Source organism: Paraburkholderia xenovorans LB400 (assembly GCF_000013645.1).
GTDB classification, from domain to species: Bacteria; Pseudomonadota; Gammaproteobacteria; order Burkholderiales; family Burkholderiaceae; genus Paraburkholderia; species Paraburkholderia xenovorans.
The window spans coordinates 2,428,595-2,448,423 of the sequence record NC_007952.1 but is presented as its reverse complement, the minus strand read 5'-3'; the positions used below and the strand labels follow the sequence as shown (position 1 = coordinate 2,448,423).

Genomic DNA, 19,829 nt, shown 5'->3' with positions numbered 1-19,829 from the left:
TCTTGCTTCCACGCGACAATGAGGGAAAACCTGCGTTGCCTCGCCCTGCGGTGCAGCAGCGCTCGAGGTGCGAATTTTGGCGTGCCTTGCCGGCTTGCGTGCTGCTTGCTACGCTCGCCGGAACCCGAATCCGCCCGCGTTTCCGTCTCCTGATCGAGTCTTTGCACGATGCCCGAAGATATGTCGTTCCTCCTGCTGCCGGGCTATTCGGCGATCGGCTTCATGTCGGCGGTAGAGCCGTTGCGCGTGGCGAACCGCTTTCAGGGCGATCTGTACCGCTGGCGCATTCTGAGCCTCGACGGCGCGCCGGTAGCCGCCAGCAACGGCATTTCCATCAACGCGGACGCCGCCATCGGCGACGTGGGGGCGGCGCAGACGCTGTTCGTCGTCGCGGGGTTCGAGCCTCTCGCCTGCTATACGCGCGCGCTGGGTGACTGTCTGAAGCGCTTCGACCGCACGGGGGCGACGCTCGGCGGGATCGACACCGGCAGCTTCGTGCTCGCCGAAGCCGGGCTGCTGGGCAGCGCGGACAGTGTGACCGTGCACTGGGAAGCGCTGTCGGCGTTTCGCGAGCGCTATCCGTCGCTGGACGCGAGTCAGGAACTGTTCGAAATCAGCGCGCGGCGCATTACATGTGCGGGCGGCACGGCGTCGATCGACATGATGCTCGACCTGATCGGCCGCGAGCATGGCGCTGCGCTGGCCTCGGCGGTCTCGGAGCAATTCGTGGTGAGCCGGATCCGCCAGCGTTCGGATCATCAGCGCATGGAGATTGCCGCGCGTTATGGCGTGCACAACCGCAAGCTGATTCAGGTGATCGGCGTGATGGAACAGCATATGGAAGAGCCCCTCACGCCGGATCAGCTCGCGCGGGAGATCGGCGTGACGCGGCGGCAACTGGAGCGGCTCTTCTGCGCTTCGCTGAAGGACACGCCGACGCATTTCTACCAGCAGTTGCGTCTCGGGCGCGCGCGCGAGTTGCTGCAACAGACCGACATGTCGATTACGTCCATTTGCGTGGCGTGCGGATTCGAATCGCCCTCGCATTTTTCGCGGACCTATCGCGCGCGCTTCGGCGCGAGCCCGAGAAGCGACCGTCAGACTTGCATGGGGCCGGCGTAAAGGCACTCAAGCGCCATTGTCGCGTTTAACGCAACAGTGAATTGGCCGATTGGGGGTTTACCCTAGATACCCTGACTCCTAGACTGTGTACATCCGCTGCAGACAAACAGGTTTGCAGCGTGGCAAAAAACAATCTCTGGAGGTACTCATCATGAAATCCCTGATCGAAGCTGCTGTCATCGCCGCCCTCATTTCCGCACCGCTCGCCGCTTTTGCCCAATCGAATCAACCGGTTACTCGCGCTCAAGTGCGCGCCGAACTGGTTCAGCTGGAAAAGGCCGGTTATAACCCGGCCACCGCGAGCGACGTTGACTACCCGGCGGACATTCAGGCTGCCGAGGCTCGTGTAGCCGCTCAGAATGGCGCTGCTCAAACCAGCGGTTATGGTTCGGCTACGAATGGCTCGTCGCAGGCAGGCGTGCGTTCGGAAACGACGCGCAGCTCGTATTCGGCTCCTGTCGTCAACTACAGCCACAACTGATTGCGGTGTCAGTGCCTGTCAGTACGCAGTAGCTCGCGTCATCCGCGTGTGCAGCGGCCGACCGGAACGGCGGCCGCCGGCACACGGCGATCACGATGGCTTTCGTACTGACGGGAGTGTGGTTCCGGATCCCCCGGAAAGTATGTGATCGATGACCCGCTGATTCCCCAATGAGTTCTCCAGGGGAAAAGCGGGTTTTCCCGTTTGTCCACGGGCCGTTCTCGCAAAATCCTCGACTATTGCCCGATACTGGTCGACGCCATCGAAACGGGTGGCGGTCACTTCAGCCGTTTTATCGTGGTGGTGATGCACTTGCGCGGGACCGTGCACGCCGGGATTGAACGACGCATCGATGCTTAGCCAGCCCGTCGTGCCGTGAAAAATCATGTGCTGGCGGCGTGCCATTTGCGTGCCGCTACGTGTGCTTCCCGGCCGCTGCCGGCTGCCCGGTTTCCCGGTGACATAACCTGACCAGACCCACAGCGGCGTTGACACTCGCCGTGCGTGCCCGACCACCGCGCAAAACGAGGAACGCCGCTTGCGCGCAGTCTGCGACGGGAATCATCGAAGGCGCCTGCGTCAGGCGCTTCCCGCAAGCTGACACCGCACTTTGCACGGAGGCAACCATGAGCAGCATGCTCGCTTATCGAATTCATCGCTTCGGCGGCTCCGAGGTATTGCAGTCGGAAAAGATCGACGTGCCCGAACCGGGCGCCAGCGAAGTACTCGTGCGTGTACAGACCGCAAGCGTCAACCCGGTCGACATCAAGACGCGCGCAGGCGAGTATCCGCTGATTCGCGAAGACAGGCTGCCGTACACGCTCGGCCGCGATTTTGCCGGTGTGGTCGAGCGTGCGGGCGCCGACGTCGGGGAATGGAAGCGTGGCGATGAGGTGTATGGCTTCGTCGGCCAGGGGCAGGGCGCTTACGCGGAATTTGTCGTCGTCGATGCGCAAGCGCTCGCGCGCCGTCCCGCCACGGTGGACGCGGTGACGGCGGGCGCGGTGCCGCTGGCGGCACTGACCGCATGGCAAGGGTTATTCGATCACGGCGGCCTGGAGGCGGGGCAGCGCGTGCTGATTCATGCCGGCGCGGGCGGCGTCGGCCACTTCGCGGTGCAATTCGCGCAGCGTATGGGCGCAGAGGTTTTCGTCACGGCCTCCGGTGACGGTGTGGAATTTGTGCGCTCGCTCGGCGCCGATCACGTGATCGACTATCACGCGCAGCGATTCGAAGAGGTGGCGCGCGATATGGACCTCGTGTTCGATCTCGTGGGCGGCGACACACAGCGCCGTTCATGGGCCGTGGTCGCGCCGGGCGCCGCGTTGATCTCGACACTCAACGAGCCTTCGCAAACCGAAGCGGCCAGTCATGGCGCCCATGCGGCGCGCTACACCGCGCGGCCCGACGGCACACAGCTGGCCAGGATCGCTTCGCTGATCGACGAGGGCGAGGTGCGCGTGGAAGTGGTGGGAACCTACCCGTTCGATGCGACGGGAGACGCACTCGCCAGGCTCGCGAAAGGTCACGTGCACGGCAAGATCGTGGTCGAGGTGTCGGAGACGCTCGGGCGATCTCAGTCGCAGTCGCAGTCGTAGTCGTAAGAGTGATAAAAACTCGCTGCGCACTCTGCAGGTCAAATAAAACGGCCACGCCGGATATGCCGGCGTGGCCGTTTCTCACTTCAGGCTTTGCGTTCAGATCCCGCCGACGCACAGGTACTTGATGACCACGTAATCATCGATACCGTAATGCGAACCTTCGCGACCCAGGCCCGATTGCTTGACGCCGCCGAATGGCGCGACTTCATTCGAGATGAGGCCCGTATTGATGCCGACCATGCCGTATTCCAGCGCTTCGGCGACCCGCCAGACGCGGCCGATATCGCGGCTATAGAAGTACGACGCGAGACCGAACTCCGTATCGTTGGCGAGGCGGATCACTTCCTCGTCCGATGAGAAGCGGAACAGCGGCGCGAGCGGCCCGAAGGTTTCGTCGCGTGCCACCTTCATGGCCGGCGTGACATCCGCGAGCACGGTCGGCTCGAAGAAGCCGTGGCCGAGCACATGACGCTTGCCGCCGGTGACGATGCGCGCGCCTTTGGCGAGCGCGTCTTCGATATGCGACTCGACCTTGAGCACGGCGGCTTCGTTGATCAGCGGACCTTGCGTCACGCCGTCTTCGGTGCCGCGGCCAACCTTGAGCTGTTCGACGGCGACGCGCAGTTTTTCGGCGAACGCGTCGTAGACCTTGTCGTGCACATAGAAACGGTTCGTGCACACACAGGTCTGGCCGCTATTGCGATACTTCGACGCAATCGCGCCGGCCACTGCGGCATCCAGATCCGCGTCGTCGAATACGATGAACGGCGCGTTGCCGCCGAGTTCGAGCGACACTTTCTTGACTGTCGGCGCGCACTGCGCCATCAGCAAACGGCCGACCGGCGTCGAACCGGTGAACGACAGTTTGCGCACGACCGGATTGCCCGTCATTTCCGCGCCAATGGCTTTCGGCTCGCCGGTGACGACGTTGAACACGCCGCGCGGCACGCCGGCGCGTTCGGCCAGCACGGCGAGGGCGAGCGCGGAGAGCGGTGTGGCTTCAGCCGGTTTGACGATGATCGGGCAGCCCGCCGCCAGCGCCGGACCGACCTTGCGCGTGATCATCGCCGCGGGGAAGTTCCACGGCGTGATCGCGGCACACACGCCGATCGGTTCTTTCGTCACGACGATGCGCTTGTCGTTGGCCGGCGTCGGGATGGTGTCGCCGTTCACGCGCTTGCCTTCTTCCGCGAACCATTCGAGGAACGAAGCGGCGTACTGGATTTCGCCTTTGGCTTCGGCGAGCGGCTTACCTTGTTCCGTGGTGAGGATCTTTGCCAGATCGTCGGCGTTCTCCATCATCAGGTCGTGCCATTTGCGCAGGATCACCGCTCGCTGCTTCGCGGTCGTGGCGCGCCAGGCGGGCCACGCGGCGTTGGCCGTGTCGATCGCGCGGCGGGTTTCCGCCGTGCCCATGCGCGGCACGGTCGCGATGATTTCACCCGTGGCGGGGTTCTTCACTTCGAAGGTCGAGCCGTCGTCCGCGCCTTGCCATTCGCCCGCGATGTACGCGTGCGTTTTCAGAAGCGACGGGTCTTTCAAGGTCAACGTGGTCATGTGTTTTTCCTCAAACCGTGATGGCGACGCTGTCCTTGATCACGTCTTCGAGAATCGCCAGCGCTTCGTCGAAGACCGCCTCCTGAATCGTGAGCGGGAACAGGAAGCGCACCACGTTCGAATAGACGCCGCACACCAGCAGCAGCAAGCCGCGTTCGAGCGCGCGGCTCTGCACGCGTTTGGTGAACTCCGCATCCGGCTCGGTGGTGCCTGCCTTGCAGAACTCGACCGCGACCATGCCGCCGGGGCCGCGCACGTCGGCGATCTGCGGCACGTCGCTTTGCAGTGCGATCAGTTTGGCCTTGATGCGGTCACCCAGCAGCGTGGCGCGTTCGCACAGCTTCTCTTCGTCGATGATATCGAGCACCGCATGCGCGGCGGCCACCGCCAGAGGATTGCCCGCATACGTGCCGCCGAGGCCGCCGGGCGCGGCCGCGTCCATCACATCCGCGCGGCCGATCACGCCCGACAGCGGCATGCCGCCGGCGAGACTCTTGGCGACCGTCATCAGATCGGGCACGACGTCGTAGTGATTCATGGCGAACAGCTTGCCGGTGCGTGCGAAACCCGTCTGGACTTCGTCGGCGATCAGCAGAATGCCGTGCTCATTGCACAGCTTGCGCAAGGCGCGCACGAATTCGGCCGGCGCCGGATAGAAACCGCCTTCGCCCTGCACCGGTTCGAAAATGATCGCGGCCACGCGTTTCGGATCGATGTCGGCCTTGAACAGGAATTCGATGGCCTTCAGCGAATCGGCGGTGGTCACGCCGTGCAGCGGGTTGGGGAACGGCGCGTGGAACACGTCCGACGGGAACGGGCCAAAGCCGATCTTGTACGGCGCGACCTTGCCGGTCAGCGCCATGCCCATCAGCGTGCGGCCGTGGAAAGCGCCGGTGAAGGCGATCACGCCGGGGCGGCCGGTCGCGGCGCGGGCGATCTTGATCGCGTTTTCGACGGCTTCGGCGCCGGTCGTGAAGAACGCAGTTTTCTTCGGATAGTCGCCCGGCGCGCGCTCGTTGAGCTTCTCAGCCAGCTCGACATACGACGCGTACGGCACGATCTGATACGCCGTGTGGGTGAAGTGATCGAGCTGGTCGCGAATCGCGGCGACGATCTTCGGATGACGGTGGCCCGTGTTGCACACTGCAATACCGGCCGCGAAGTCGATGAAACGGCGGCCCTCGATATCCCACAGCTCCGCGTTTTCAGCGCGCTCGGCGTAGAAATCGCACATCACTCCGACGCCGCGCGGCGTGGCAGCGTCTTTGCGGCTCTTCAGTTCGGCATTCTTCATGGTCATCTCCTTCGCTCCTCGGTTTGGCGGACGCCACGCCGACAGCGCAGCACATGCAGCGACTATAATGAGATTTGGCTCTTAACTTCAGAGCCATTTCAATAAAAATATAGGAGCCAATCAATGCGCGCGAGCGTTTTGTCCGACTGGCTGGCCCAGCGCCTCGATCGCGGCAATGGCCAGCCGATCTATCGCCAGTTGCATCGGCTGTTGCAGCAGGCGATCCTGACGCGCGAATTGCCGCCGGGCAGCAAGGTGCCGTCGTCGCGTTTGCTGGCGCAGGAGTTGGGTATCGGGCGCAATACCGTGACGCAGGTGTACGAGCAACTCGTACTCGAAGGCTACGTGAGCTCGGCCACCGGGCGCGGCACGTTCGTTGCCGACAGCGCCCCGGATGAGATCGTCGGCGTGCCCGATGCCGCGGCGCCCGATACCAGCGCCGAGTCGTCGCCGCAGCAGGCAAAGCGTGCGCTTTCCACGCGCGGTGCGCGGCTGATTGCGGGCGCGGGCGTATCCAAGCGTCAGTGGGGCGCGTTCATGCCCGGCGTGCCGGACGTCACGAAGTTTCCGGCGCGCGTATGGAGCCGCTTGCACAACAAGTATTGGCGCCGCTTGCGCCCGGACCTGCTCACGTATGCGCCGGGCGGCGGGCTGGCTTCGCTGCGGCACGCGCTGGCCGACTATCTGCGCACCTCGCGCTCGGTGCGCTGCACGCCCGAGCAGATCATCATCACGACGGGGATTCACCAGTCGGTCGACCTTGCCGTGCGTCTGCTGTCCGATCCGGGCGACGTGATCTGGACCGAGGACCCCTGTTATTGGGGCGTGCGCAGCGTGCTGCACGTGTCCGGCCTGCAATCGCGGCCGATCGCCGTGGACGAGGAAGGCATCAATCCTTCCGCCGACGACCTCGCGCAGCCGCCCAAGCTGATGCTCGTCACGCCTTCACACCAGTATCCGCTCGGCATGGTGATGAGTCTTGCGCGGCGCCGCATGTTGCTCGAATACGCGCGGCAGAACCAGTGCTGGATCATCGAGGACGACTACGACAGCGAATACCGCTACGGCAGCCGGCCGCTCGCCTCGTTGCAGGGCCTGGACACGTCGGGGCAGGTGATTTACGTGGGCAGTTTCGGCAAGACGCTGTTTCCGGGTTTGCGCATCGGCTACCTCGTCGTGCCGGAAGCGCTGGCGGAGAGCTTTGCGACCGCCAGCGCCGAGCTGTATCGCGAGGGGCAGTTGCTGCAGCAGGCGATGCTCGCGGAGTTCATTGCCGAAGGTCATTTCACGTCGCATATCCGCAGGATGCGCACGCTTTACGGACAGCGACGCCAGACGCTGCTCGATGCCGCCGCGCACCGTTACGGCGACGCGTTGCCGGCCGTGGGCGGCGACGCCGGTCTGCATCTCGTGATGCAGTTGCCCGAAGGCAGCGACGACCGGCAGGTGGCGGCGACGGCGCTGGAGCGCAATATCGTCGTGCGGCCTTTGTCGGGGTATTACGCGCAACCGTCGCTGGCGCCGTCGGGTTTGCTGATCGGCTACGCGTGCGTGCCGGACGAGGAGATCGCGCCGGCATTCAACACGCTGGCCGATGCGATCGATGTGACGTTGCCGGAGTTTGCGTGAGGGGGGGCTGATTCAAATCCTGATCAGCACCGCCCCCAACGTCACCAGCGCGCACGCAACGATACGGCGCGTGGTCAGCTTCTCGCGCATGAACAGCCAGCCGATCAGCACCGCGAAAATCGAGCTCATCTCGCGCAGTGCGGAGACCATTGCGATCGGCAGATAGCGGTAAGCCTCGATGATCAGGCAGTACGCAGTCAACGCGAGCACGCCCGACGCAATGCCCTTGAGCACCAGCGCACGGCCGATGAAAAGCCCCCGCGCGCCGCCGCGCCAATGCCAGGCAAGCAGAAACTGCGGGATATTCCAGATCAGATAGACCCACATGATGTAGCTGAGGCCATTGCCCGCTACGCGCGCGCCGATTCCGTCGACCACCGAATACGCCGCGATGAACAGGCCGGTCAGGAGCGCGAAGGGCACGCTCTCGCCGGAAAAGCGCATGCCGCGGCGAAACGCCAGTGAGACGATGCCGATCGACACCAGCGCCACGCCGATAGCGGCCAGCGGCTTGAGCGCTTCATGCGCGAACACCAGTGCGCCGGCGAATACGAGCATCGGCGAGAGGCCGCGCGCAATCGGATAGATCTGCCCGAAGTCGCCGCTTTTATAGGCGCGAATCAGCGCCAGCAGATAGCCGAATTCCAGCACGACCGATGCAAGGATATACGGCCACGCCTGCGGAGCGGGCATGGGCAGCACGACCACGCCGACCGCGCTCACGGCGAGATACGGAATCGCCATCATGCCGAGCAGCCAGACGCGATCTTCCGAAAGATGCAGAAACGCGTTCCATGTAGCGTGAAGCAGCGCGGAGAGCAGCACCAGCAAAACGACAAAGGTTTCCATCGAAGACCGGGGGAAGGGAAGCGAAGGCCCGCAGCCGGGCCGCAAGCCCGTGATTATTCCAGCAGAACACTGGAACGGAGGAGTGGATGACTTGATTTAAGCGGTTTTATTTGGAAAAATGAGGCGATTTGTGGCGTCAAAGAGACGCTGCCAGGACGGACGGGCTGCGACGCATTCAGGTTGAAATGCAAATCGAAACGCGGCGCGACGGCGGCCAGGAAGTCGACGAAGCGCTGCTTCGCCAAACTTCCCATCGGCCCGTCACTTCGGCAAGGTCAGGCAACGACTTCGGGCAACCAATTCGGGCAACTTCATGCAACCTCAGGTCACGCGCTCGCGCAGCCACGCGGATGCGAGGTCGATCACCGTCACGACCACGATCACCATGATCATCACCGCGGCGGTTTGCGCATAGTTGAACGAGCGGATCGCTTCGTACAACACCACGCCGATGCCGCCCGCGCCGACCATGCCGACCACCATCGCCGAGCGCACGTTCGATTCGAAGCGATATAACGCGAACGAGATCCACAACGGCAGCACCTGGGGCAGCACACCGTAGATGATTTCGTCGAGACTGGTGGCGCCGGTGGCGCGCACGCCTTCGGCCGGACGCGGATCGATTGCCTCGACGGCTTCGGCGAAAAGCTTGGCGAGCACGCCGGTGGTGTGCACCCACAGCGCCAGCACGCCCGCGAAAGGCCCGAGTCCGACCGCCACGATGAACAGCATGGCGAAGACCATTTCATTGATCGCACGGCACGCGTCCATCATGCGGCGCATGGGCTGCACGATCCACATTGGCGCGATGTTGTGGGCGGACATCAGTCCGCACGGCACCGCGCAGACGAGCGAGAGAGCGGTGCCCCACACCGCCACCGAGAGCGTCACGTACATCTCGTGCAGATAGCTGCGCCATTCGGTGAAGTCGGGCGGAAAGAAGTCCTTGGCGAACTGGCCCATGTTGCCGGAGTCGCTCAGCAGATCCAGCGGACGCATATCGGCGCCGTGCCATGCGCCGCCCAACACCGCGAGCACGGCGATCCAGCCGAGCAGCGACAGCCAGCTGCGTTTGCCGGCCTCCGGCGCGAGATGACGCGCCGCCTGCGCGGCGAGCGCTTCGCTCGCACGCGCCGGCGACGTGAGCAGATCGACCGTGTTCATTGCTTCGATGTCGCGCTGTTCAGCGCGCTCAGCTTCGCGTCGAGCGCGGCCAGTTGGGTCTTGCGATCGTCATCGGAGAGATGCGCGTCGCTCTCGATCTTCTGCTTCTGCTGGAACAACGCAACCTGGCGGATCGGCAACAACTGCGTATCCGACGATGCCGCAAAGCCGCCGTAACCGGTAATCGCGGCCATCACCGCTTTTTCGTGCGGATCGGTTTTCGCGTAGTTCAGGAAGAAGTTGCGCAGCTTGTCCTTGGTGGCTTGCGGCAGATCCTTGCGCCACACCAGCGGGTCCGACGGAATCAGCGGCGACTTCCACAGCACACGTACTTGCGCGAACTTGTCCGGATGTTCCTTCTTCAGCGTGTCGAGCATCTCTGTGTTGTTGGTCGCGATGTCGATCTTGTTGTTCACCACGGCCAGAAGATTGGCTTCGTGGCTCGACGGGAGCACCGCCTTGAACGAGGTATTGACCGGCGTATTGTGCTTGGCGAACAGGTAATAGCCGGGAATCAGCGTGCCCGAGGTGGAGTTCGGGTCGCCGAAACCGAGCGTGACGTCCTTCGTATTCCTGAAGACGTCGTCGAGCGTCTTGAAGCGGCTGTTCACATTGGTGATCAGAACCGAGTAGTAGCCGGCGTCGCCGTTCGCGTACTGGACCTTCGCAAACACTTCGCCTTGCGAGCGGTCCACTGCCTCGATCGCGGACGCGTTGCCGAAATAGCCGACCTGCACCTTGTTAAAGCGCATGCCTTCGATAATGCCGGCGTAGTCCGTTGCGAAGAAGGCTTTGACGTTCAGGCCGGTTTGCCTGTTCATATCCTGAATCAGCGGCTCCCAGCGTTGTTTCAGCACGGAAGACGAATCGGTCGAAATGATGCCGAGGTTGATGTCTTCGGCTTGCGCGGTGGCGACACAGGCGAAGGCGGCCGCGCCGACGGCCAGCGTGATCAATGAACGCAGGAATGTCATTGTTTGAGACCCGGTTGAGTTAGCAGAACGAATGGGCGCGCTCAGTTCGAATGCGCCGGATTGAGAGCGAACGCGTAGCGGCCCGAGGCGGGTGCGGCGTCCTGAAGCGGTGTGTTGTCCGCTGTGTTTTTTGATTCGGTATCGTCCGGGCCCTGGGCGGCTTCATCGATCAGTTCGCGCGCCTCGTCGCCATAGAGCGTTTTGAGCAGGGCCGGTGTGAGCGCGGCGGAAGGGCCGTCGTAGACCACCTTGCCGCGCCGCAGCGCAATCGTGCGCGGGCAATACTGCATGGCGATCTCGACCTGATGCAGCGACACCAGAACCGTGAGCCGATGCTCGATGTTCAGCGTGCGCAGCATGTCCATCACGCGGCGCGACGATTCCGGGTCGAGTGAGGCGATCGGTTCATCGGCGAGCACGATGCGCGCGCGCTGCACCAGCGCACGCGCGAGCGCGGCACGCTGCTGCTGGCCGCCGGAAAGATTGGCGGCGCGTTCGCGCGCATGTTCGCCAATGCCGACCTCGTTGAGCGCGGCTATCGACAAGGCCCGCTCGGCGCGTGGAAAACGGCCGCTGAGACGGCGCCACCAGGGCAGCCGCGCAAGTGCACCGATCAGCACATTGGTTTCGACCGAGAGGCGGTTCACCAGGTTGAATTGCTGGAACACGAAGCCGATATCGCGGCGAATGCTGCGCACTTCCCGCACGATGCGGCCGTTCTGCTGGATCGGCCGGCCCAGAATCTCGATCTGCGACGGCTGCGCATCCGAAGCCGTGAAGCCCGCGATATGGCGCAGCAGCGTCGACTTGCCCGAACCCGAGGCGCCAATCAACGCAACCATCTCGCCCGGCTCGATACGCAGATCGATTTCGTCCAGCGCCTTGCGGCCGTTGCTGAACGTCTTGCTCAACCGTTCGATACGGATTGCTTCCCGAATTGCGTCCATAAGTACCCCTTGATGCATCCGGCCACTGCCGGCATGTGTGGGGCTCATTCTAGGAAGCGTCTGTGACGGTTGAGTGAAGGCATCGCAACGTCTAGACGACTATATCTTATCGTGTCTTTTTTGCGTCGCCGGAAAGGCAATTCGAAGTTACTCGCCGGCGTGAAAAATGTCATGCGTGTGACACGATCGGGTTCGGTTCACGCCGCTTCAGCATGATCGCTCCTCGCCAGGCTATATTGCGTCAATCGGTGTGCCGTCCCCATTAACCTTGCAATTCCTTTCGACGTTCGTCATGCAGCCTCTGAGCTTCCTTCCCGACAGTTTTGCGGAGTACGAAGATCTCAGGGCGATCCTCGATCAGGGCAGCGCGAGCTTCGCGATCCGCACCGTCTGCGAGACGACGGTGCGCGGCCGGCAATTCGCCGTTCATACCGCGAGCATCGGGTCCACCGACCCGCAGGCGCCGGCAATCGGCTTTTTCGGCGGCATTCACGGGCTCGAGCGGATCGGTTCGCAACTCGTGCTCGACTACATGCGCGCGCTGCTCGCGCGGCTCGAATGGGACGAACTGCTGGTGCGGCAATTGCAGTCCATTCGTCTGATCTTTATGCCGATCGTCAACCCGGGCGGCATGTGGGCGGCCACGCGCGCGAACCCGAACGGCGTCGATCTGATGCGCAACGCGCCGCAGAACGCAGACGAACGCGTGCCGCTGCTGGCGGGCGGTCAGCGTGTGGGCGCCTGGCTGCCGTGGTATCGCGGCCGGGCGGGCGCGCCGATGGAACCCGAGGCCGCCGCGCTGCTGCGGGTGGTCGAAACCGAACTGGCCAGCCGGCCGTTGAGCATCGCGCTCGATTGTCACTCGGGCTATGGCTGGAGTGACAGCATCTGGTTTCCTTACGCGCGCACGCGCAAGCTGATGCCGCATTTGCCGGAAATGTACGTGCTGAAAACCATGTTCGAACGCGCGCATCCTCATCATGGCTATGCGTTCGAACCGCAGAGCCACCAATATCTGCTGCATGGCGATCTGTGGGATTTCGCATATGATCGCGCGCCCGCTTCCAATGTCTTTCTGCCGATGACCCTCGAACTCGGTTCGTGGCTGTGGATCAAGAAGAACCCGCGTCAGTTGTTTTCGCGGCAGGGCATGTTCAATCCGGTCAAGGCGCACCGTACCGCGCGGGTGCTGCGGCGTCACGCGAACCTGCTCGACTTTCTGGCGCGCGCGGCGTTTTCGTCGCAACGCTGGTTGCCGCAAGGCAATCGCCGCGAGCAGTTGCTGCAAAGCGCGATCGACCTTTGGTATAAACCGGAAAGCCTATGAGCACGTGGATTCTGCTGCGCGGACTCACGCGCGAAATCCGCCACTGGGGCCGCTTGCCCGGCTTGCTGCAAGGAGCGGTGAACGAAGCACCGCATCACGTGGGCGCGCCTGCCGGTCTGCTGCTGCTCGATCTACCGGGCAACGGCGAATTCGCGCACCTGCGCGCGCCGTCGACGGTCGCCGACATGGTCGGTTTCGTGCGCAATGCCGCCTTGCAAAGCGGCATGCCGGGTCCGTATTGCGTGCTGTCCATGTCGCTCGGCGGCATGGTGGCGACGGACTGGGCGCAACGGCATCCCTACGAGATCGAACGGCTGGTGCTGATCAATACGAGCATGCGGCCATTCAGCCAGACCCAGGAACGCCTGCGTCCTTCGGCATGGCCAGGCCTGCTGGGCGTGGCCGCGCGCTGGCGCGACGCGCCGCGCGCGGAACACGGCATTCATCGGCTGACATGCAATAACGTCGAGACGCTGGGCGACGATCTCGACACGTGGAGCCGGATCCGGCGCAGCGCGCCCGTGAGCCGCGGCAATGCATTGCGGCAACTCTGGGCAGCGGCACGTTTTACCGCAGGCGCGGCGCGACCGGAATGCCCGTTGCTGATTCTTTCTTCGCGCGCCGACAAACTGGTCGACCCGGTGTGTTCGGCGAAGCTCGCGGCGGCGTGGGGCGCCTTGCACTACGAGCATCCGTGGGCCGGTCACGACCTGCCGCACGACGACCCGGTGTGGACCAGCGAGCAGGTCCGCGCCTGGCTCGGCGAGGAGCATGCGGTTCCCAAAGCCGTGCTTTGAGCAGCGGGATTATCCGTGGTCGGGGCGCGGCGAGCGGCAGCGGGTATAACCTGAGTGCGGTCAGCCGTCGCATGATAGTCGGCAGGTGCATAATTCCCCTTCAGACGATGCATGCGAATCAAGCCATACTCGCCATTGCCGCCAGCCGGGGAGTTGATCATGCAAGCAAAGAACGAAGAAGCTGTCACGCACTTGCTGAACGATGTCGTCGAATTTGCACGGGGGCGCCTGCCCGAGCCCACCTTCAAGGTTGTCGAACCGTTTCTGCGGCACTACTACGATTTCGTCGACGCCGACGATCTGCAAAGCCGCTCGATCGCCGATCTCTACGGCGCGGCGCTCGCGCACTGGCAAACGGCGCAGCGTTTCGTAGCCGGCGCCGAACGGCTGCGCGTCTATAACCCGATTCTCGAACAGCACGGCTGGCACTCGGATCACACCGTGATCGAAATCGTCAATGACGACATGCCGTTTCTGGTCGATTCGGTCTCAATGGCGGTCAACCGGCATGGTCTCGCGCTGCATTCCGTCGTGCACCCGGTGTTTCGCATCTGGCGCGCGCCCGACAGCACGATCGCGCGGGTGAGTCAGGGCGCCGAAGAAGCCACCGACACGCGTTCGCACCTGACCTCGTTCATCCACTTCGAAGTCGACCGTTGCGGCGATGCCGCAAAACTCGACGCGCTGCGCGACGACATCGCGAGAGTATTGCGCGACGTGCGGGCGGCGGTTGAAGACTGGCCGAAGATCGTCGAACTCGCGCGTGGCACGATCAAAGGCATGAAAGCCGGCGAGGCGGGACCGGAAGGTCTGGAAGCACGCGCGTTTCTCGAATGGATGGTGGCCGATCATTTCACCTTTCTCGGTCAGCGCGATTACGAACTGGTGCAGCACGATGCCGGTTACGGTCTGCGCGCGGTGCCGGGCTCGGGCCTGGGCATCCTGCGTGATGCGCTGCGGCCGGTAGGCGCGGCCGAGGTCACGCCCTTGCCGCCGGCCGCGGTCGAGATCGTTTCCGCTTCGTCGCCGATCTTTCTCACCAAGGCCAATTCGCGGGCCACCGTGCACCGGCCGGGCTATCTGGACTACGTGGGCATCAAGCTGACCGATGCGGACGGCAAGGTCACCGGCGAGCGCCGGTTCATTGGTCTCTATACGTCCACGGCGTATTTCGTGTCGGCCTCGGAGATTCCGATCGTGCGGCGCAAATGCGCGAACATCGTGCGGCGTGCCGGATTTCTGGCCAAAGGTCATCTGGCGAAATCGCTCGTGACCGTGCTCGAAACCTATCCGCGCGACGAGCTTTTTCAGGCCGAAGAAGATCAGCTCTACGACATCGCGCTAGGCGTGCTGCGTTTGCAGGAGCATCAGCGCACCCGTCTGTTCGTGCGGCGAGACCGCTTCGACCGTTTCGTGTCGTGCCTCGTGTTCGTGCCGCGCGACAAGTACAACACCGATCTGCGCCAGCGTATCGCGAATCTGCTGGCCGACGCGTTCAACGGCGAGAGCGTCGAATTCACGCCGCTGCTTTCGGAGTCGACGCTCGCGCGCATTCACTTTGTCGTGCATGCGAAACCGGGCGGCATGCCCAACGTCGATACGCGCGAGCTGGAAGCGCGGCTCGTGCAGGTTGCGCGCCGCTGGCAGGACGATCTCGCCGATGCGTTGCTCGACGCCTTTGGCGAAGAGCAGGGCAACCGTCTGCTGCAACACTACGCGGATTCGTTTCCCGCCGGCTATCGCGACGATTATCCGGCCCGTACGGCGGTGCGCGATATCGAACTGATCGAACGCGTGCAAGGCAGCGAGCGGCTCGCCATGAACCTGTACCGTCCGATCGAATCGGGCCCGCGTGCGTTTCGCTTCAAGGTGTATCGCGCGGGTTTGCCGATCGCCTTGTCGCGCAGCTTGCCGATGCTCGAACATCTCGGCGTGCGTGTCGATGAAGAGCGGCCCTATCTGATCGAAGCGCTGGGTGCGACGCCGGCATGGATTCACGATTTCGGCCTCGAACTGGCGGACGACGCGGAGTTCGATATCGAACGTGTCAAGGATCTCTTCGAAGAAGCGTTCGAGCAGGTCTGGACCGGAGCGATCGAAAGCGACGACTTCAATCGCCTCGTGTTGCGCGCGCAACTGGATGCGCGCGAGGTGACGATACTGCGTGCCTACGCCAAGTATTTGCGGCAGGTGGGCTCGACCTTCAGCGACGCGTATATCGAGCGCGCGGTGACTGGCAATCCGGCGATTGCGCGCATGCTGGTCGAGCTGTTCGTGGCCCGCTTCGACCCGGTGCTGGGCGAGACGCGCGAGGCGCGCGTGGACGGCTGGCTGCGCACGATCGACAGCGCGCTCGACCAGGTGCCGAATCTCGACGAAGACCGGATACTGCGGCAATTTCTCGGCGTGATCAAAGCCACGCAACGCACCAACTATTATCGTTTCGACGCCGAAGGTCATCCCAAGCCGTATCTGTCCTTCAAGTTCAATCCCGCGCTGGTGCCCGGCCTGCCCGAACCGAAACCGATGTTCGAAATCTGGGTCTACTCGCCGCGCGTGGAAGGTGTGCATTTGCGCGGCGGACGCGTGGCGCGCGGCGGTTTGCGCTGGTCGGACCGGCGCGAGGATTTCCGCACGGAAGTGCTCGGCCTGATGAAAGCGCAGATGGTCAAGAACGTAGTGATCGTGCCGGTCGGTTCCAAGGGCGGCTTCGTCGTGAAGAATCCGCCGCCGCAAACCGAACGCGACGCGTGGATGCGTGAGGGCATTGCGTGCTATCAGACCTTCCTGCGCGGCCTGCTCGATCTGACCGACAACCTCGCGGGCACGGCCGTGGTGCCGCCGCCCGACGTAGTGCGCCACGATCCCGACGACCCCTACCTGGTGGTGGCCGCCGACAAAGGCACGGCCACGTTCTCCGACTACGCGAACGCGATTTCGCAGGAATATGGCTTCTGGCTGGACGACGCGTTTGCGTCGGGCGGCTCGGTCGGTTACGACCACAAGAAAATGGCCATCACCGCGCGCGGCGCATGGGAGTCGGTCAAACGGCACTTCCGCGAAATGGGCGTGGATACGCAGACCACGGATTTCACGGTGGTGGGCGTGGGCGATATGTCGGGCGACGTGTTCGGCAACGGCATGCTGCTGTCGCCGCATATCAGGCTGGTGGCCGCGTTCGATCATCGGCATATCTTTCTCGATCCGAATCCCGATCCGGCGGTCAGTCTTGCCGAACGCGGGCGACTGTTCGTGCTCGACCGATCGAGTTGGGCCGACTACGACCCTTCGCTGATCTCGGCGGGCGGCGGCGTATTTCCGCGCAGCGCCAAGACGATTCCGCTTTCGCAGGCGGTGCAGTCGGTGCTCGGCATCAGCGCACCGGCGCTCGCGCCCGCTGAATTGATGCGCGCAATTTTGCAGGCGCCGGTCGATCTGCTCTACAACGGCGGCATCGGCACGTATGTGAAGGCGAGCCGCGAAACGCATCTGCAGGTCGGCGATCGTGCCAACGACGCGATCCGTGTCAATGGCGCGGATTTACGCTGCAAGGTCGTGGCCGAAGGCGGCAATCTCGGTCTGACGCAACTCGGGCGCATCGAGTTCGCGCAGCGCGGCGGCCGTATCAATACCGATGCGATCGACAATTCCGCGGGCGTCGACTGCTCGGATCACGAGGTCAACATCAAGATTCTGCTGGGGCTGGTCGTTGCCGAGGGCGAGATGACGGAGAAGCAGCGCAACGCGCTGCTCGCCGAAATGACCGACGAGGTCGGTTTGCTCGTATTGCAGGACAATTACTACCAGACGCAGGCGCTGTCGATCGCCGGCCGCTACGGCGTCGAATTGCTCGATGCGGAAGCGCGCCTGATGCGCTACCTCGAACGGACCGGGCGCCTGAATCGCGTGATCGAGTTTCTGCCGACCGATGAAGAGGTCGCTGAACGGCAGGCCGCGAAGCAGGGGCTCACCACGCCGGAGCGCGCGGTGCTGCTCGCGTACAGCAAGATGTGGCTGTATGACGCACTGCTCGAATCGTCGATGCCGGAAGACCCGCTGGTCGCCGACATGCTGGTCGAATATTTCCCGAAGCCGTTGCGGCAGCGCTTTAGCGCGCCGATGCAACGCCACCCGCTGCGCCGCGAAATTCTCGCGACACATCTGACCAACGCGCTGGTGAACCGGGTGGGCTGCGAGTTCGTACACCGGTTGATGGAGGAAACCGACGCGCAGCCCGGCGATATCGTGCGGGCCTGCATCATGGCGCGCGACGTGTTCGATCTCGACCACGTCTGGCGCAGTATCGACGCGCTCGACAATCGCGTCGCCGACGACGTCCAGGCGCGCATGTTCGTCGAAGTCGCGCGACTCGTCGAGCGTTCTGCGCTGTGGTTCCTGCGGCAATTGCAATCGGGCGCGGTCAGCGACGGCGAGGTGGCCGGCCTGCTCGCACGCTGCCGCGACGCAGCGCAACGGCTGGCGTCGCAATGGCCCGCGCTGCTGCCGGGCGCCGACCTCGAAGCGCTCTCCGAGCGGCAACGCGTATTCGCGGACGCCGGCGTGGATAGCGAACTGGCGGTACGGGTCGCGAGCGGCGAGATCTCGGCCGCGCTGCTCGATATCGCCGAAGTGGCGTCGACCTGCGGGCGCAGTCTCGAACTGGTGGCGGGTGTCTACTTTGCGCTCGGCACGCTGCTCAATTCCAGCTGGATCAGCGAGCGTGCCACCGCTTTGCCGGTGCCCACGCATTGGGACATGCTGGCGCGCGCCACGGCACTGGCCGAGCTCGCGCGTCTGAAGCGCGCGTTGACCACCAGTGCATTGGCCGGCGCCAACGAAGCATCCACACCGGATGCGCTCGTGGAGGCATGGCGTCAGAAGCGCACCGCGCAACTGGAACGCTATGGCCGGCTGCTGACCGATCTGCGGGCCACGGGCGGCGCGAGCCTGTCCATGCTGCTGGTGATCGTGCGGGAGATGGCGGCGCTCGAAAGGGCTTGACGCGGCACACCGCGAGCGAAGGCCGAGGCGTCGAGCGGGTTTGTGGAGTCAGGCAGGAGCACGCACCGTGCAAACGACACCGGGGGTTGGACGCATGGCGCCCGGCATGGCCATAATACGGGCTGTTGCCTACCGAAAGCTCTTTGCAAACTCACGGACGCCTGCCACGACGATGAAAGAAGAATCGCCGAAAGCCATTTTCTATGCGCTCGCCGCCAACCTCGGCATTGCCCTCTGTAAGTTCGCTGCTGCCACATTTACCGGTTCCGGCTCGATGTTCGCCGAGGCCATTCACTCGACCGCCGACTGCGGCAATCAACTGCTCCTGCTATTCGGCCTGCGCGAAGCGCGCAAGCCCGCGAGCTCACTGCATCCAATGGGCAGCGGGCGCGAGATCAACTTCTATTCGCTGCTCGTCGCGCTTTTGCTGTTCTTTGTGGGCGGCGCGTTCTCGGTGTATGAGGGCGTGCACCGTCTGTTCATGCGCGAGCCGCTCCAGTACGAGTATGTCGCGTTGGCGGTGCTCGGCGTGTCGGTGGTGCTCGAGGCGCTTTCCTTGTGGGGCGCCGTCAAGGAAATCCGCAAGACGCATCCCGACAAAAGCATGTGGCGCTGGTTCCGGGAGACGCGAGAATCCGAACTGCTGGTCGTGGCGGGCGAGGATATCGCGGCGCTGGCGGGCCTGGCGATAGCCTTCGTTGCCGTGCTGCTCACGATGGTGACCGGCAATACGGTCTACGACGCGCTGGGTTCCATCGGCGTCGGCCTGCTGCTGATGGTGATTGCCTGGCTGGTGGCGCGTGAAGTGAAGTCGATGATCGTCGGCGAATCGGCGGGCCCGGAAGTGCGGCGCGCCATCGAGGCGCATCTGCGTGCGCGCGCCGAGATTCGCAGCATCATCAACATGATCACGCTGCAATGGGGCCGGCACGTTGTGGTGGCCGTGCAGGCGGAGATGATCGACTACCCGAGCGGCCGCGCCATGATCGATGCGATCAACGTAATCGAGGAGGACTTGCAGGCCGCGTTTCCGCAAGTCCGCTGGGTATTTTTCGAACCGGACGTGCCGCGCGTTTAACCGGCACG

General features: G+C 63.7%; 15 protein-coding genes. 8 read left to right on the top strand and 7 right to left on the bottom strand.

Annotated features, from left to right (window positions below; genetic code table 11):
* The first annotated feature begins 168 nt into the window (after nt 1–168).
* Both BXE_RS32795 and BXE_RS32790 read left to right on the top strand, forming a co-directional pair.
* The gene (locus tag BXE_RS32795) at nt 169–1,122 is read left to right on the top strand and encodes a GlxA family transcriptional regulator (RefSeq protein ID WP_011492425.1); all 954 of its coding nucleotides are present in this window, start codon (nt 169–171) and stop codon (nt 1,120–1,122) included.
* A gap of 151 nt (nt 1,123–1,273) precedes the next feature.
* Nucleotides 1,274–1,603: a DUF4148 domain-containing protein gene (locus BXE_RS32790; protein ID WP_011492424.1), complete on the top strand. Its 330-nt coding sequence runs from the start codon at nt 1,274–1,276 to the stop codon at nt 1,601–1,603.
* Between the two features lie 90 nt (nt 1,604–1,693).
* Here the strand turns inward: BXE_RS32790 and BXE_RS46085 are convergent, their stop codons facing one another.
* Nucleotides 1,694–2,008 carry a hypothetical protein gene (locus BXE_RS46085; RefSeq protein ID WP_148223033.1) on the bottom strand — a complete coding sequence of 105 codons (315 nt, stop codon included), beginning with the start codon at nt 2,006–2,008 and terminating at the stop codon, nt 1,694–1,696.
* Between the two features lie 221 nt (nt 2,009–2,229).
* Between BXE_RS46085 and BXE_RS32785 the strand changes: the two genes are divergently transcribed.
* Nucleotides 2,230–3,201 (top strand): NADP-dependent oxidoreductase, encoded by a 972-nt coding sequence (locus BXE_RS32785; RefSeq protein WP_011492422.1) that lies wholly within the window; start codon nt 2,230–2,232, stop codon nt 3,199–3,201.
* Between the two features lie 99 nt (nt 3,202–3,300).
* Here BXE_RS32785 and gabD read toward each other — a convergent pair whose 3' ends face one another.
* Both gabD and BXE_RS32775 read right to left on the bottom strand, forming a co-directional pair.
* Nucleotides 3,301–4,761, bottom strand: a complete 1,461-nt coding sequence (gabD, locus tag BXE_RS32780) for an NADP-dependent succinate-semialdehyde dehydrogenase (RefSeq protein ID WP_011492421.1) — start codon at nt 4,759–4,761, stop codon at nt 3,301–3,303.
* Nucleotides 4,762–4,771: 10 nt separating this feature from the next.
* Nucleotides 4,772–6,055 (bottom strand): 4-aminobutyrate--2-oxoglutarate transaminase, encoded by a 1,284-nt coding sequence (locus BXE_RS32775; protein WP_040124519.1) that lies wholly within the window; start codon nt 6,053–6,055, stop codon nt 4,772–4,774.
* A gap of 123 nt (nt 6,056–6,178) precedes the next feature.
* Here BXE_RS32775 and BXE_RS32770 point away from each other — a divergent pair, with 123 nt between their 5' ends.
* A complete protein-coding gene (locus BXE_RS32770; protein WP_011492419.1) occupies nt 6,179–7,684 on the top strand; it encodes a PLP-dependent aminotransferase family protein in 1,506 nt (501 codons plus the stop codon).
* Nucleotides 7,685–7,696: 12 nt separating this feature from the next.
* On the opposite strand, the gene BXE_RS32765 is transcribed toward BXE_RS32770, so the two are convergent.
* The 4 genes from BXE_RS32765 to phnC all read right to left on the bottom strand — a co-directional run bounded on the left by BXE_RS32765 (nt 7,697) and on the right by phnC (nt 11,618).
* Nucleotides 7,697–8,533 (bottom strand): DMT family transporter, encoded by an 837-nt coding sequence (locus BXE_RS32765; protein ID WP_011492418.1) that lies wholly within the window; start codon nt 8,531–8,533, stop codon nt 7,697–7,699.
* A 321-nt stretch (nt 8,534–8,854) separates the two neighbouring features.
* On the bottom strand, nt 8,855–9,697 hold the full coding sequence (phnE, locus tag BXE_RS32760; protein WP_011492417.1) for a phosphonate ABC transporter, permease protein PhnE: 843 nt from the start codon (nt 9,695–9,697) through the stop codon (nt 8,855–8,857).
* Nucleotides 9,694–10,671: a phosphonate ABC transporter substrate-binding protein gene (gene phnD / locus BXE_RS32755; protein WP_011492416.1), complete on the bottom strand. Its 978-nt coding sequence runs from the start codon at nt 10,669–10,671 to the stop codon at nt 9,694–9,696. Before phnD ends, phnE begins: the two co-directional genes overlap by 4 nt.
* 41 nt (nt 10,672–10,712) lie before the next feature.
* Entirely contained in the window at nt 10,713–11,618 is a 906-nt protein-coding gene (phnC, locus tag BXE_RS32750; protein WP_011492415.1) for a phosphonate ABC transporter ATP-binding protein, read from the bottom strand.
* 292 nt (nt 11,619–11,910) lie between these two features.
* Here phnC and BXE_RS32745 point away from each other — a divergent pair, with 292 nt between their 5' ends.
* The 4 genes from BXE_RS32745 (at nt 11,911) to BXE_RS32730 (ending at nt 19,821) form a co-directional block, all read left to right on the top strand.
* The gene (locus tag BXE_RS32745) at nt 11,911–12,945 is read left to right on the top strand and encodes a M14 family zinc carboxypeptidase (RefSeq protein WP_011492414.1); all 1,035 of its coding nucleotides are present in this window, start codon (nt 11,911–11,913) and stop codon (nt 12,943–12,945) included.
* Nucleotides 12,942–13,742 (top strand): alpha/beta fold hydrolase, encoded by an 801-nt coding sequence (locus BXE_RS32740; protein WP_011492413.1) that lies wholly within the window; start codon nt 12,942–12,944, stop codon nt 13,740–13,742. Before BXE_RS32745 ends, BXE_RS32740 begins: the two co-directional genes overlap by 4 nt.
* A 159-nt stretch (nt 13,743–13,901) precedes the next feature.
* On the top strand, nt 13,902–18,743 hold the full coding sequence (locus BXE_RS32735; protein WP_011492412.1) for an NAD-glutamate dehydrogenase: 4,842 nt from the start codon (nt 13,902–13,904) through the stop codon (nt 18,741–18,743).
* A 172-nt stretch (nt 18,744–18,915) separates the two neighbouring features.
* Entirely contained in the window at nt 18,916–19,821 is a 906-nt protein-coding gene (locus BXE_RS32730; protein ID WP_040124523.1) for a cation diffusion facilitator family transporter, read from the top strand.
* Nucleotides 19,822–19,829 lie beyond the last annotated feature (8 nt).